We start from the raw sequence: 14,400 nt of genomic DNA, 5'->3' as shown, positions 1-14,400 counted from the left end.
CCGGCGCTCACCTATGCCGGTCGCTTGCGCCGGACGGCGGGCCGGTTCAGCACGACCCACGCCGGGGCATGGTCGCTGGGATGATCCTCGCCGCGGACCCAGGTGTCGACGCCCGCGTCGCGCAGGCGCGGGGCCAGGTCGGCGCTCAGCAGCAGGTGGTCGATGCGCAGCCCGGAGTTGGTCTGCCAGTGCTGGCGGAAGTAGTCCCAGAAGGTGTAGATGCGTTCCTCGCCATAGTGCGTGCGCAACGCGTCGGTCCAGCCTTGCGCCAGCAGGCGTGCATAGGCATCACGGCTTTCCGGCTGCAGCAGCGCATCCTTGCGCCACGAGCGCGGGTTGTAGATGTCTTCGTCCGTGGGGACCACGTTGTAGTCGCCCGCCAGCACCACCGGGTGGCCGCTGTCGAACAGCGTCTGCGCATGTTCGATCAGCCGCGCGAACCAGGCCAGCTTGTAGTCGAACTTGGGCCCGGGCTGCGGATTGCCGTTGGGCAGGTACAGGCAGCCGACCAGGATCCCGTGCACGGCTGCCTCCAGGTAGCGGCTGTGGCTGTCGTCGGGATCGCCGGGCAGGCCACGGCGCACTTCCGCCGGCTCGGCGCCGCGCGCCAGGATGGCAACGCCGTTCCATGACTTCTGGCCGTGCCAGATGGCGCCGTAGCCCGCTTCGCGCAGTTCGCGCGCGGGAAAGCTCTCGTCGGCGGTCTTCAGTTCCTGCAGGCAGGCCACGTCGGGCGCCTCGCGCTCCAGCCAGTGGCGCAGCGCGCCGATCCGGCTGCGGATGCCGTTGATGTTGAACGTGGCGATCTTGATGGCGGGCATGGGTACCTTGCGCGTCGGCAACGAGCCCCGGCCGGCACAAGTGCCGGCCGGGGCATCCGCTGGGCGCACCGGCGCTATGCCAGTGCGCTGCGGCAGCAATTTATGCGCGCCACGTGCTGCCGGTCGGCTCGGAGGTGCCGGTGCTGCCCGAGCTGCCGGCGCTGCTGCTGTAGCCTTCGCGGCGCACCCGGATGTCGTTGTTGACTTCCTTCACGCCGTAGGTGCCGTCGGCCAGGTCCTCGATGTAGTACTTCTGGCCGCGCTCGCGCACCGTGCCAGTCAGCGACACCACGCCATTGCTCACGTCGACGCTGACATCGCTCACGTCGACGCCGCGCGCATAGCTGAGCCGCTCGCAGATCTGGTCGCGGATGCGGTCGTCGCTGCGCTGGTAGCCGCGCGGGCCAGCCTTGCGCTCGTGCTCGCGCTGGTCGGTGCCGAACAGGTCGCCGACCGCTTCGCCGATGCGGCGGCCAAGGTTGTAGAGCACGCCGTGGTCTTCGCGGTCGTCGTCGCGATAGTCTTCCCGGTCATCGGATTCCCAGCCGCGCTGGCGTGCCGCCTCGCGGCTGTAGCGCTGGCCGTACCGCTGCTCATCCTCGCGCTCGTCGCGGTCCTCGGTCCAGTAGCGGGTGTCGCTGCGCAGGTCGCGGAAATAACTGTCGCGGTTGCGCTCGCGGGCCGACTCATACGGGTCGCGGGCGCGTTCGGCGCTTTCGCGCCACTGGCCTTCGGCGTAGTCGTCATCGCGCTGCCACGCTTGCGGATCGCGCCATTCGCTGGCGCGTTCCCAGCCATAGCCACCGTTCAGGCCGTAGCGCAGGCTGCTGCCGGCATGGCGGCGATAGCGCTGTTCGTCCTGGTCGCGCTGACCGCGCTGGCTGCGCTCATCGCGCTCATACCGGCTCCCTTCATAGCCCTGGTAGCCCTGAGAACCCTGGTACCCCTGCTGGCCTCCTTCATAGGTCTGGCTACCGCGGGAGCGCTGCTGGCCGCGGCTGCTGTCATCGCTGCCGTAACCGCCGCGATAACCGCCGCGATAACCGCTGCGGTAATCCCCGCGGCTGCCGTACTGGCCTTGCGTCGGCCGCCCCGGATACCGGCCGGCGCCGTACTCGTCACTGTAGCCGCCGGCCTGGCGCGCCGGGCCGCCGTAGCTGGTCTGGCCCGGCGTCAGCTGCTGGCGACGGCGCTGCATTTGCCAGGGGTCGCGTTCGGATTCCGGTTGCCAGTCGTCGTCGTCCCACGCCTGGCGGCGTTGGCGTTCGTCGTAGTAGTAACTCATGCTGGTTTCCTGATATGTGAATGGCGCCATACGCGGACGGGCATAAAGGTGCCCGCGGTCCGCTGGCGGGTAATCAGGAACGGCAAGATTCGTACCGTGCGGCAGGCGCCCACCTGCGGCGCAGGTGGCGCCGCAGGCCGTGCAAGCCTTGCAGACCTTGTAAGGGATGCAGGGTACGAGATCGGAAAAAATGTCGCGATGTCCACAACAGCGCGGCGGGTGGGCTAGCGGACGAAAGGCAGCGCCAGCCACTCGGAGGTGAGTGCGACGGGCGCGGCTTCAACGTCAGCGCCAAGCGTGACGGCGCGGGCTGCGCAATATGCGAACTGCCGCTGGCGCACCCGGCGGGGAAGAGAAGGACGGCGAGTAAGGGGAGTGGCTGGCACCCGCAGCAACGCGCACAGCAACTGCGCGAGGGCTCCGGCGGCATCCCGTCGATTCGCGTGCAAGCGCGATTTTCCTGCCCCCTGCGCGTGCATTTTGCCCCGCTGCAGGGCATTTCCTGCCCCCCGTTTGCGCATCGTCAAAACGATCAGAATTCGTGCTTCAGGCCTGGAAAACGCAGCCGATAGCCGGGGGGAAAGCCAACCCCTTGCCAGTCCTTTCTTGCCAGTCCAGCCGAGCCGATGACAGCCTTTTTCCGCCCCGCCGAGCGCCTGATGGCGCGCCTTGACATCAACCAGAAACTGATCCTGATCGCAGTGCTGTTCCTCGTGCCGCTGTGCGGCGCGATGTACGTCGTGCTGCATGGCTCGGCGCAGTCGATCCGCGCCACCGACAGCGAACGGCGCGGTCTGGTCATCGTCGGCCACGCGCTTGACTTCATGCGCGAGACGCAGGTCCGGCGCGGTGCCGCGAATACCGTGCTGGCCGGCAACGCCAGCTTCCGGCCGACCTTCGACGCGGCCGACGGCAAGGGCGCGGCCAACCTCGCCGAACTGCTGCGCGCCACCACCGACAATCCCGGATTTGCGCTTGAGCCAGCGGCGCGCAAGCTGGAGCAGGACTGGCAGCACATCCGCGGCCTCGGCCTGAACACCACGCCCGGGCCGCTGTTCGAGCGTCACAGCGCGCTGGTCAAGCAGACGCAGCTGTTCATCAGCGACGTGGCTGACCGCTCCGAGCTTGCGCTCGACGGCGAAGCCGGCACGTACTACCTGATCAGCCTGATGGTCGGCCCGATGCCGCGCCTGGCTGAGCACAGCGCGCTGGCCCGCGGGCGCGGCGCCGGCATCATTGCGCAGGGCGGCTATGCCGATGCCGCGCAGCAGGCCGACTTGGGCGCGCTCGCCGAGCAGATCCAGGAGGGACTGGAGGCCATCCGGCGCGATGTCGCGCGCGCGCGCAAGCATGCGCCGGCATACCAGCCACAGCTCGACGCGGCCATGCGGCAGCTGGCGGCGATGGACAACTTCTACCGCACGCTCAGGGTGCGCATGCTTGGTGCGAGCGGCATCAGCATCGATGCCAAGACCTATTTCGACGAGGCGACCGCGGCGATCAATGGCGTGCTGGCCGCGAACAAGGAATTTTCAGCGATCACCGGCGCCATGCTGGCGCAGCGCATCGCCGCGCAGCAGCGCCAGTTCGCGCTGCTGGCGGCGCTGGGCGTGGTCACGCTGGCCCTTGCCTTCTATTTGTTCAGCGGCTTCAGCCGCGGCATGCGCAGCGACGTGCGCGCCGTGGGGGACATGCTTGGCCGCATCAACGCCGGTGACCTGAGCCTGCGCATGGCGGTGCACGGGCGCGATGAGTTTAGCGAGGTCAAGCGCCACCTGCTGTCGCTGGTGGACAGCTGGCGCGGGCTGATTGGCGATACCAAGGCCGGCGCGCACAACGTGCTGGTTGCCGCCGGCGAGATCGCGCAGGGCAATATCGACCTGTCGCAGCGCACCGAGGAACAGGCCTCGTCGCTGGAGCAGACCGCGGCCAGCATGGAGCAACTCACCGCCACCGTGCAGCAGAACGCCGGCAGTGCAGGGCAGGCCAGCGAACTGGCGCGCGCGGCGTCGGACATCGCGCTGGCCGGCGGCGCCGCGGTGGGCCGCATGCAGCAGACCATGCAGGACATCGAAGCGGATTCGCGCCGCATCGTCGACATCACCGCGGTGATCGATGCCATCGCCTTCCAGACCAATATCCTGGCGCTGAACGCAGCGGTGGAAGCCGCCCGCGCGGGCGAGGCCGGGCGCGGCTTCGCCGTGGTGGCGGCCGAGGTGCGCGGGCTGGCGCAGCGCGCCGGCAATTCGGCCAAGGAAATCGGCACGCTGATCTCGCAGTCGGCGCAGCGCGTGGCATCCGGCACGTCGCTGGCGGTGGATGCTGCCGCCAGCATGGACAGCACGGTGGCCGCGATCCGGCGCGTGACGGCGATGATGGACGAGATCAGTCATGCCTCGCGCGAGCAGAGCAGCGGCATTGCGCAGGTCAACCAGGCGGTGGCGCAGATGGATCAGGCCACGCAGCAGAACGCCGCGCTGGTGGAGGAGGCGGCCGCCGCGGCGCAGTCGCTGCAGGCGCAGGCGCAGCAGATGCAGCACGCGATGGCGGTGTTCCGCACCGAGGCGCAGGCGGCCTGATTCCGGTGGCGCGGGGTTAGCGCCGGATTAGCGCCGGATTAGCGCCGGATTAGCGCCGGATTAGCGCCGCACCAGCCAGATCACGACCGAGACCACCACCGACACCAGGATGCAGGTCGTGATCGGCAGGTAGAAGCTGAAGCCGTCGCGGACGATATGGATGTCGCCGGGCAGGCGGCCAATGCGATCGAACGGCAGCTTCGACAGCCAGGGCCAGGCGGCGCCGGCGGCCAGCAGCACGGCGCCCAGGATGAGGAGCAGGCGTTGCATGGGATGGGGGACGGTCTCAAGCTTTCATTCCGTGGCATGCGGATGTCGCATGCCATCTTGAGGCATTTGACCGGCGCTTGACGCATGGATTCCGGCCTGCTGCGAGCGCCAGCCGATCAGGGCGCTGAGATTTCCAGAGATTCCCGGAATGTAAATTGAGCGATGGCGCTTTTTCTATGAAATTTTCTTATTCATCTCCGTGCGAAGGATTGATAATTTCACAAGCTCGATAAGTTGTGGATGAAAATAGCTAGTAATGACATTAAATGGCGTGGAATGGCCTGAAAATAGAGAAATTATAGTGAATCCGGCTTCCGGTGGCACGCCTTTTTTGCCGGGTTAACGCTAATTCTTGGCCCCGATGCCCGTTGCCTAAGATTCGTTCAGCTAGAGAACGTGAGTTCGCTATTAGAACAAGATCGTAGCGCCACGCTTGCAGGGTGGACCGCGCGATTTTCAAGGCAGACGGAGACAACAGTGCCCCAATCCCTCCAAACCAAGGCTGGCGTCGCGGACGTCCAGGCCCTGATCGACGGACAGCGATTCACTGGTTACCAGTGGCTCGTTCTTGTGCTTTGCTTCCTGGTGGTTGCCGTCGACGGCTTCGATACCGCCGCCATCGGGTATATCGCGCCGGCGCTGGTGCAGGACTGGGGGATCGAGAAATCGGCCCTTGGGCCCGTCATGAGCGCGGCCCTGTTCGGGCTCGCCTTCGGCGCGATCTTTGCCGGCCCGCTGGCTGACCGCATCGGCCGCAAGAAGGTGCTGGTGCTGTCGGTCTTCTTCTTTGGTGCCTGCAGCCTGGCCACGGCCTTTGCGCCCACGCTGGGCTGGCTGACGGTGCTGCGCTTCCTGACCGGCCTGGGCCTGGGTGCCGCCATGCCCAATGCCGTGACGCTGACCGCCGAGTTCGCGCCGCAACGCCGCCGGGCCGTGCTGGTGAACACCATGTTCTGCGGCTTTCCGCTCGGCTCCGCAGCCGGCGGCTTTGTCGCCGCCGCGATGATCCCGCACTTCGGCTGGCACAGCGTGCTGCTGCTTGGCGGCATCGTGCCACTTGCGCTCGCGCTGCTGCTGGTGGTGCTGCTGCCGGAGTCGGTGCGCTACATGGTGGTGCGCAACTATCCGGCTGACCAGATCCGCCAGCTGTTGCGGCGCGTGACCGGCGTAGACGTGGGTGGGGCGAACGCCTTCATCATCGGCGAGCAGGCGCCCGCGGCCCACTCCGCCATCGGCACCGTGCTGGCGCCCGGCTATCGCCTGGGTTCGGCGATGCTGTGGTGCACCTACTTCATGGGCCTGGTCATCTTCTACCTGCTCACGAGCTGGATGCCCACGCTGATGAAGGACGCCGGCTTCTCGATCCAGCAAGCGTCATTCCTGACGGCGCTGTTCCCGCTCGGCGGCGGCATCGGCACCATCGCGGCCGGCTGGTTCATGGACCGCTTCAATCCGAACAAGGTGATTGCCATCACCTACGCAGCCACCGGCGTGCTGATCTACGCCGTGGGGCACGGGACCGGCAGCCAGGTGCTGCTTGGCGTGCTGATCTTCCTGGCCGGCACCGCCATGAACGGCGCGCAGTCGTCGATGCCTTCGCTGGCCGCGGCGTTCTACCCGACGCAGGGCCGTGCCACCGGGGTGGCGTGGATGCTTGGCATCGGCCGCTTCGGCGGCATCACCGGGGCGTTGCTCGGTGCCGAACTGCTGCGCCTGCATCTTGGCTTCGATACCATTTTTACGCTGCTCGCCGTGCCGGCATTCCTGGCCGCCGGGGCGCTGGTGGTCAAGCATTTGAGCGGCAGTCGCGCGCCGGCGGGTGCCGACACCGCCGGCAGCGCAGGCGTGGCAGCTCACTGAGCGCCAACCTAAGCGGCAACCGGCCGGGCCGCGGCGCGGATGCAGTCCGCCAGCGCTTCGGCCATCGGGCTGAGCGTGCGGTCGCCGTGCCGCAGCAGGCCGATTGGTTCCTCCGTGCCCTGCGTATCGAGCGGCAGGAGGATCAGCTCATCCTCGGACACCGCGCGCTGCGCGGCGGACAGCGGCGCAGCCCATACACAGTCGCTGTTGCGGGCCAGCAGCCGTCCGAGGTAGGCATCCGACGTCTCCACGCATCCGCCCGGCAGGGGCAGGCCGTGGCGGGCGAGCAGGCTTTCGGTGTTGTGGCGGGGGATCGAGCCCGCGGCGGGGATCACCAGCGGCCAGGCCAGCACGTCAAGCAAGGTCGGCCGCCGCGATACGGCAATGGCGGCAAGAGGATGCCCGGGACGCACCGCCAGTGCCAGCGAGTCCGGGCCCAGCGATTCGAACCACAGGCTTTCCATGGCAACCGGGTCATCCATCCGGCCAATGACGAGATCCAGCACATCGGCCTTGAGCTGGTCGATCAGGCTGCGGTTCATGCCGGTCTGGACGGCAAGCCCGACCTCGGGATGTGCGGCACGGAAGCGCAGCAAGGCATCGGTCAGCACCGCCGGCACGACGCTGGGCAGCGCGCCCAGCCGGATGCGCTCCTGTGGCTGCGCCTGCTCGCCGGCCATGCTGTCGGCCGCCGCATCGATATCCGCAAGGATGCGCAGGGCGTGGCGCAGGAAGCGCGTGCCGGCGGTGGTCAGTTCCGTGCCCGCGCGCTGGCGCACCAGCAGGCGTGTGCCGGTCAGTTCCTCCAGCTCGCTCAGGGTCTTGGACACGGCTGGCTGCGTCAGCCCCAGGCGATCGGCGGCGCGGCCCAGGTGCTGGGTCTGCGACACCGCCACGAAGCAATAGAGATGCCGCAGCCGCACGCGGTTGCGGAAGATTTCGAGCGCGGGCGGGGCGGGGGTTTTCATGCTGAAAAGTTATCGAAATTCTCATAAATCTCAATTTACATGACTTTATGTGTTGCTTAAAGTCAATACCATTCCAACGACAAGGAGACTGCGCAATGAACCGCCTTGCCCAGTATCGCCGTCCCTACTGGGACACCCAGCCCGAATACCGCTTCGATCCCTACGCTTCCACGCAGAAGCGCTCGCCGGGCCAGCCGCTGATTGCGTTGCCGCAGTCGTTGTCCGAAGTGACCGGCCCCACCTTCGGCGCCGAGCTCGTCCGCGAAGGCGATAACGACCTCACCGTCGGCAACGGCGGCGAGCCCATCGGCGAGCGCATCCTTGTGACGGGCCGTGTGCTGGACGAGAATGGCCGGCCGGTGCCGAACGCGCTGATCGAGGTGTGGCAGGCCAACGCGGCCGGCCGCTACGTGCACAAGCGTGACCAGCATGACGCGCCGCTGGATCCGCATTTCTCCGGCGAGGGCCGCACCGTCACCGACGCCAACGGGCACTACCGGTTCAAGACCATCAAGCCCGGCGCCTATCCCTGGCGCAACCACCACAATGCCTGGCGGCCGCAGCATATCCACTTCTCGCTGTTCGGCAATGCCTACGCCACGCGGCTGGTGACGCAGATGTATTTCCCCGGCGATCCGCTGCTGCCGTTCGACCCGATCTTCAACTGCGTGCCGGACGAGAAGGCGCGCGACCGGCTCATCGCCAGCCTCGACTGGGAGACCACCCAGCCCGAATACGCGCTCGGCTACCGTTTCGATATCGTGCTGCGTGGCCGCGATGCCACGCCGATGGAGTAAGACCATGCTTTATGCCACCGCATCCCAGACCGTCGGTCCTTACCTCCATATCGGCCTGAGCGGGCTGAACTGCGCCGACCTGACCGCCAGCGCACCGGCACTGGCCGGCCAGCGCATCGTGATCGAAGGCCGCGTGACCGACGGCAACGGCGAGCCCGTGCCGGACGGCATGGTCGAGATCTGGCAGGCCAATCCCGCCGGCCGCTACCGCCACGCCGAAGACACGCGCGAGCTGCCGCTGGTGCCCGGCTTTACCGGTTTCGGCCGCGTGCCGACCGAGGCTGACGGGTCGTTCCGTTTCGTCACCGTCAAGCCGGGCACCGTGCCCGGTGCCGACGGCCTGCCGCAGGCGCCGCACATCATGGTGTCGGTGTTCATGCGCGGGTTGGTCAAGCACGTCGCCACGCGCATGTACTTCCCGGACGAGGCCGCGGCCAATGAGGCCGATCCGGTGCTGGCGCTGGTGCCGGCCGAGCGGCGCGGCACGCTGGTTGGCAACGATGCCGGCAACGGCACGCTGCGCTGGGATATCGTGCTGCAAGGCCCGGGCGAGACGGTGTTCTTCAATATCTGACACGCTGCGCCGGCGGCCGGGGAAGCACCTGGGCCGCCGGCGACAGACGCATAATCAGGTGGTCGTCATCGTCACGACCCCTACCGATCGCCCCCATGCCAACCGTCACGCCAACCGTCACGCGCCTAACCGACCCCATGTTCGGCAGCCCCGCTGTGCTGGACATCTTCTCCGACGCCGGCACCGTGGAACGCATGCTCGCCGTTGAGGCCGCGCTCGCGCGCGCCGAAGCGCAATGCGGCGTGATTCCGGCCGCCGCCGCGACAGTCATCACCGAAGTCTGCCGCGACGTCGGCGCCATCGACCGCGATGCACTGGCACAGGCCGCGGTCGCAGCCGGCAATCTTGCCATTCCCTTCGTCAAGCAACTGACCGCCGCCGTGGCTGCGCGCGATGCCGAGGCGGCGCGCTTCGTGCACTGGGGCGCCACCAGCCAGGACATCATCGATACCGCGCTGGTACTCCAGCTCGGCGACGCGCTGCGCGTGCTCGATACCGACCTGGTCCGCCTGGGCGAAGCCAGCGCCGCGCTGGCTACCGCGCATCGCGCCACGCCGATGGTGGCGCGCACCTGGCTGCAGCATGCACTGCCGACCACCTTTGGCTGCAAGGCCGCCGGCTGGCTCGACGCGCTGCGTCGCGACCTCGCCCGCCTTGATGCAGCGCGCGCGCAGGCCCGCGCGCTGCAGTTCGGCGGCGCCGCGGGCACGCTTGCCGGTCTCGGCGATGCCGCGCCCGGCGTGGTTGCCGCACTGGCTCGCGAGCTGGGCCTGGTCGCACCCGTGCTGCCGTGGCATGCGCATCGTGACCGCATGGTCGAGGTTGCCACCACGCTCGGCATGCTGACCGGCACGCTCGGCAAGATGGCTCGCGACATCTCGCTGCTGATGCAGACCGAGGTGGCGGAAGTGGCCGAGCCCACCGGGCCCGGCCGCGGCGGTTCCAGCACCATGCCGCACAAGCGCAATCCGGTCGGCTGCGCGGCGGTGCTCACGGCATCGGTGCGCGTGCCGCCGCTGGTGGCCACCATGCTGTCAGGCATGGTGCAGGAACATGAGCGCGCGCTTGGCGGCTGGCAGGCGGAATGGGACACGCTGCCGCAGATCGTCACGCTGGCCGCTGGCGCGTTGCGCCAGATGGGCGAGGTGGTGGCAGGGCTGCAGGTCGATGCGGCGCGCATGCGTGCCAACCTCGATCTCACGCACGGGCTGATCCTCGGCGAGGCTGCGATGCTGGCGCTGGGTGCTCGCATCGGCCGCTTGCCGGCGCACAAGCTGGTGGAAAGCGCCTCGCGGCGCGCGGTGGATCGGGGCACGAGCCTGCGCGACGCGTTGGCGGCACTGCTGCGCGAAGATCCCGCGCATGCCGGACTGCTGGATGCGGCTGCGCTGGACCGGCTGGCCGATCCGGCTAACTATGCGGGGCAGTCGGTGCAGTTCGCCGATGCTGCGGTGGCGGCGTGGCGGGAAGCGGTGGCGAGGCATTGATGTGCGATCCGCACGACCGCCTGCTGTGTCGGCTTCTCCCGAGGCTGACTGCTGGCTTGCTGGCTTGCCGAGTATTGGCAGGGCGGTACGTCGTGGTAGCGCCGGCCCTCTCCCCCGCCCCTCTCCCGCGCGCGGGAGAGGGGAGCAAACCGGCCGGTATGCGGAGGTCATCGAGTTGGCCCTCACCCGTCGTGAACGCTCCCCTCTCCCGCTTGCGGGAGAGGGGTAGGGGAGAGGGCAGGCGCCTGCCAAGCCCGTCGCGCGCCAATTTCACCAATAACCAATATCCAGGGAGACCCCCTTGCCTTATCTAGACCACGCCGGCGCCCGCCTCTTCTACACCGTCGACGGCCCCGAGTCCGCACCGGCCATCGTCTTCTCCAACTCGCTCGGCACCGACCACACCATGTGGGCGCCACAGGCCGCCACGCTGGCCGGGCGCTTTCGCGTGGTGCGCTACGACACGCGCGGCCACGGCCTCTCGACCGCACCCGGCGATGCCTTCACCGTTGAACAACTCGGTCAGGATGTGATCGCCATCCTGGACGCATTGGGCATTGGCCAGGCCGTGTTCTGTGGCCTGTCGATGGGTGGCCTGACGGGGATGTGGCTCAGCATCCATGCGCCCGAGCGCTTCTCCCGCATCGTGCTGGCCAATACTGCCGCAAGGATCGGCAACGCGCAGGGATGGAACACGCGCATCGACACCGTTCTGCGCGACGGCTTGGGCGTGATGGTCGCGCCTTCGGTCGAGCGTTGGTTCACCCCCGGGTTTGCCGCCACGGCCGACCGTGCGCTGGACGGCCTGCGCAACGTGCTGGCAGGACTCGATCCGCGCGGCTATGCGGCCAACTGCGCGGCGGTGCGCGACGCCGACTTCCGCGAGACGGTGTCGTCGATCACGGTGCCGGTGCTGGTCATCGCCGGCATCCATGACCCATCGACCACGGCGCAGGAGGGGCGCGCGCTGGCCGATGCGATTCCCGGTGCGCGTTTTATCGAATTGCCTGCCGCGCATATCTCCAACTTCGAGCAGCCGGGCCGCTTCACTGCTGCACTGATCGATTTCGTGCGCGGCCGCCTGCCCGTGAGCGACGACCACGCTCGCTATGACGCCGGCCTCTCGGTGCGGCGCGAGGTGCTCGGCAGCGCGCATGTCGATCGTTCGCTGGCGCGGCTGACGCCGCTCAACGAAGAATTCCAGAACCTGATCACGCGCTATGCCTGGGGCGAGATCTGGACGCGCGAGGGCCTGCCGCGCCATACGCGCAGCCTGCTGACCATCGCCATGATGGTGGCGCTGAACCGCACGGACGAACTGAAGCTGCATCTGCGCGCAGCGGCCAACAACGGCGTGACGCGCGAGGAGATCAAGGAAGTGCTGTTGCAGACGGCGATCTATTGCGGTGTGCCGGCGGCGAATTCCGCCTTCCACATGGCTGAGGAAATCTTCGCCGCGATGGACCTGATGGACAAGCCAGCCTGATCCATCAGCGCACCGCGAACACCGGCAGCCGCGCCCGCCCCGATTGCCGGAACTCCGTGGGCGTCTGTCCAACCTGCCGCGCGAAGAAGCGCGAGAAGTACGCCGCATCGGAGAACCCGAGCGACAGCGCGATGTGCTTGATTTCCAGATCGCTGAAGAGCAGGTCGCGCTGCGCTTCGGCGAGCACGCGCGCGTGGATCAGCTGCAGGGCGGACTGCCCTGAGGCCTGGCGGCACACACGGTTGAGCTGCGTGGGCGTGATGCCAATCGCGCCGGCGTAGTAGCCGATCTCCTTTTGCTCGCGGTAGTCCGATTCCAGCAGTTGCTGGAAGTGCTGGAAGTGCCGAGCCGGGCGGCTGTTGCTGCGCGCGGCTGCCGGCGCCGAGGCATTGGCCAGCCGCGCGATGCCGATCAGCATCAGCGTCAGCAGCGCCGACAGCGACGCCCCGCGCCAGGCGGACACGGCTTCCATCTCCCCGCGAAACAGCGCCAGGGTATCCGCCAGCGCGCGGCCTTGCCGCACGCGGTCGTGACGCGGGTGATCGAACAGCGGCAGCGCATCCGGCAGACCCGCCAGCAGCGTGCGCAGGTGGCTGTCGGTCATGGTGACCACCATGCCGTCAGTGTCCGGCGTGAACACGAAGCCGTGGATGTGCCGCGGCGGCATCGTCACAAGCGAGCCGCCGCGCAACGGCTCGCGGCGCTCTTCGAGCAGCGCTTCTCCGCCACCCGCATGAATGTACAGAATTTGCAGGAAGCGCTCATGCCGGTGGGGCTTGATCTCCCACCCGTGCAGCCGGCTGCGCGCCGCGATGGACTCGAAATGCAGCTGATCGGACAGCGGCTCGGACGAATTCACGCCGTACAGGGAGTAGGTCGGGACAGGTCTCACGGGGGGGCGTCAGTGTTTACCAGCAATGTTCCGATTGTCCTGTCATTGGTTCGGTCTGTCCATTCCGTAGCGGGCGTCCGGCGACTATCGTTAGCGCCACCAGATCGATATGCACAAGGAGACAAGACATGCGCACTCAGGTTGCCATCATCGGCGCCGGCCCCGCCGGCCTGTTGCTCGGGCAGTTGCTCACCAAGGCGGGCATCGACAACATCATCGTCGAACAACGCAGTCCGGAATACGTGCTGGGGCGCATCCGCGCCGGCATTCTCGAGAGCGTGACCGTCGATGCGCTGGAGCGCGCGGGCGTGGCGGCGCGGCTGCATGAGGAAGGGCTGGTGCACGATGGCATCGAGCTGTCGTTCGATGGCCAGCGCCATCGCATCGACCTGCACGCGCTGGTCGGCCGCAGCGTGACCGTCTACGGCCAGACCGAGGTCACGCGCGACCTGATGGCGGCACGGCAGGCAGCGGGCATCACTACGGTCTATGAGGCGCAGGATGTCAGCCTGCATGACTTCGACAGTGCGAGTCCGGTGGTCCGCTATCGCAAGGACGGCGTCGCGCGCGAGATCTGCTGTGACTACATCGCCGGCTGTGACGGCTTCCATGGCGTCAGCCGCCAGAGCGTGCCGCATACCGCCACGCAGTTGTTTGAGCGCGTCTATCCGTTCGGCTGGCTTGGCATTCTCTCGGACACACCGCCGGTGGCGGACGAACTGATCTACGCCAGCCACGAACGCGGCTTTGCGCTATGCAGCATGCGCTCCCGCACGCGCAGCCGCTACTACGTACAGGTGCCTTCCAGCGAGCGCGTGGAGGACTGGTCCGATGACCGCTTCTGGGACGAACTGCGCCATCGCCTTGATCCGGGGACGGCGCAGTCGCTGGTGACGGGGCCGAGCATCGAGAAGAGCATCGCGCCATTGCGCAGCTTTGTCTGCGAGCCGATGCGCTTCGGCAACCTGTTCCTGGCTGGCGATGCCGCGCATATCGTGCCGCCTACCGGCGCCAAGGGGCTGAACCTGGCGGCCAGCGACGTACTGACCCTGGCCGACGGACTGATCGCCGCCTGCCGGCATGACGACAAGCGCGAGCTGGATGCCTATTCGGCGCGCTGCCTGCGCCGCATCTGGAAGGCCGAGCGCTTTTCATGGTGGCTGACTTCGCTGATGCATCGCTTCCCGGATGCGGATCCGTTTGCGCTGCGCATGCAGCGGGCCGAACTCGATTACCTGGTGGGTTCGGAAGCGGCGTGCCGGGGGTTGGCGGAGAATTATGTGGGGTTGCCTTACTGACAGTGCTGAACGCAAACGACCACCGCCAGTGAAGGCTCCCCCTTCCCGCGTGCAGGACGCGTGCTGGAGGGGAGAGCAAGCCG

At 67.6% G+C, this 14,400-nt stretch carries 12 protein-coding genes; 7 read left to right on the top strand and 5 right to left on the bottom strand.

What is annotated here, in order from left to right:
• Positions 1–11 precede the first annotated feature (11 nt).
• Together xth and ACIP1U_RS12360 are read right to left on the bottom strand one after the other, a co-directional pair.
• Positions 12–821 carry an exodeoxyribonuclease III gene (xth, locus tag ACIP1U_RS12365; protein ID WP_400315023.1) on the bottom strand — a complete coding sequence of 270 codons (810 nt, stop codon included), beginning with the start codon at positions 819–821 and terminating at the stop codon, positions 12–14.
• Positions 822–921: 100 nt separating this feature from the next.
• Positions 922–2,106, bottom strand: a complete 1,185-nt coding sequence (locus ACIP1U_RS12360; protein ID WP_400315022.1) for a BON domain-containing protein — start codon at positions 2,104–2,106, stop codon at positions 922–924.
• A gap of 626 nt (positions 2,107–2,732) precedes the next feature.
• On the opposite strand from ACIP1U_RS12360, the gene ACIP1U_RS12355 reads away from it, so the two are divergent.
• The gene (locus ACIP1U_RS12355; RefSeq protein ID WP_400315020.1) at positions 2,733–4,685 is read left to right on the top strand and encodes a methyl-accepting chemotaxis protein; all 1,953 of its coding nucleotides are present in this window, start codon (positions 2,733–2,735) and stop codon (positions 4,683–4,685) included.
• 60 nt (positions 4,686–4,745) lie between these two features.
• On the opposite strand, the gene ACIP1U_RS12350 is transcribed toward ACIP1U_RS12355, so the two are convergent.
• Complete coding sequence (locus tag ACIP1U_RS12350; protein WP_400315018.1) at positions 4,746–4,955, bottom strand: DUF2905 domain-containing protein; 210 nt, start codon at positions 4,953–4,955, stop codon at positions 4,746–4,748.
• 477 nt (positions 4,956–5,432) lie between these two features.
• On the opposite strand from ACIP1U_RS12350, the gene ACIP1U_RS12345 reads away from it, so the two are divergent.
• Positions 5,433–6,815 (top strand): MFS transporter, encoded by a 1,383-nt coding sequence (locus ACIP1U_RS12345; RefSeq protein ID WP_400315017.1) that lies wholly within the window; start codon positions 5,433–5,435, stop codon positions 6,813–6,815.
• Between the two features lie 8 nt (positions 6,816–6,823).
• Here ACIP1U_RS12345 and ACIP1U_RS12340 read toward each other — a convergent pair whose 3' ends face one another.
• Positions 6,824–7,783 carry a LysR substrate-binding domain-containing protein gene (locus tag ACIP1U_RS12340; protein WP_400315015.1) on the bottom strand — a complete coding sequence of 320 codons (960 nt, stop codon included), beginning with the start codon at positions 7,781–7,783 and terminating at the stop codon, positions 6,824–6,826.
• A 95-nt stretch (positions 7,784–7,878) separates the two neighbouring features.
• Here ACIP1U_RS12340 and pcaH point away from each other — a divergent pair, with 95 nt between their 5' ends.
• The 4 genes from pcaH (at position 7,879) to pcaD (ending at position 12,127) form a co-directional block, all read left to right on the top strand.
• Complete coding sequence (pcaH, locus tag ACIP1U_RS12335) at positions 7,879–8,580, top strand: protocatechuate 3,4-dioxygenase subunit beta (protein ID WP_400315014.1); 702 nt, start codon at positions 7,879–7,881, stop codon at positions 8,578–8,580.
• A 4-nt stretch (positions 8,581–8,584) separates the two neighbouring features.
• Positions 8,585–9,154, top strand: coding sequence for a protocatechuate 3,4-dioxygenase subunit alpha (gene pcaG, locus ACIP1U_RS12330; protein ID WP_400315013.1), 570 nt, complete (start codon positions 8,585–8,587; stop codon positions 9,152–9,154).
• Positions 9,155–9,249: 95 nt separating this feature from the next.
• Positions 9,250–10,641 carry a 3-carboxy-cis,cis-muconate cycloisomerase gene (locus ACIP1U_RS12325; protein ID WP_400315012.1) on the top strand — a complete coding sequence of 464 codons (1,392 nt, stop codon included), beginning with the start codon at positions 9,250–9,252 and terminating at the stop codon, positions 10,639–10,641.
• Between the two features lie 301 nt (positions 10,642–10,942).
• Positions 10,943–12,127, top strand: a complete 1,185-nt coding sequence (gene pcaD / locus ACIP1U_RS12320; RefSeq protein ID WP_400315010.1) for a 3-oxoadipate enol-lactonase — start codon at positions 10,943–10,945, stop codon at positions 12,125–12,127.
• A 4-nt stretch (positions 12,128–12,131) separates the two neighbouring features.
• On the opposite strand, the gene ACIP1U_RS12315 is transcribed toward pcaD, so the two are convergent.
• The gene (locus ACIP1U_RS12315) at positions 12,132–13,019 is read right to left on the bottom strand and encodes a helix-turn-helix domain-containing protein (protein WP_400315008.1); all 888 of its coding nucleotides are present in this window, start codon (positions 13,017–13,019) and stop codon (positions 12,132–12,134) included.
• Positions 13,020–13,147: 128 nt separating this feature from the next.
• Between ACIP1U_RS12315 and pobA the strand changes: the two genes are divergently transcribed.
• Positions 13,148–14,317: a 4-hydroxybenzoate 3-monooxygenase gene (gene pobA, locus ACIP1U_RS12310; RefSeq protein ID WP_400315007.1), complete on the top strand. Its 1,170-nt coding sequence runs from the start codon at positions 13,148–13,150 to the stop codon at positions 14,315–14,317.
• Positions 14,318–14,400: the final 83 nt, after the last annotated feature.

It is taken from the genome of Cupriavidus sp. NPDC089707 (assembly GCF_044748965.1).
Classification (GTDB): domain Bacteria; phylum Pseudomonadota; class Gammaproteobacteria; order Burkholderiales; family Burkholderiaceae; genus Cupriavidus.
The sequence above is the reverse complement of the archived record's forward strand: the minus strand, read 5'-3'. Positions and strand labels throughout refer to the sequence as shown.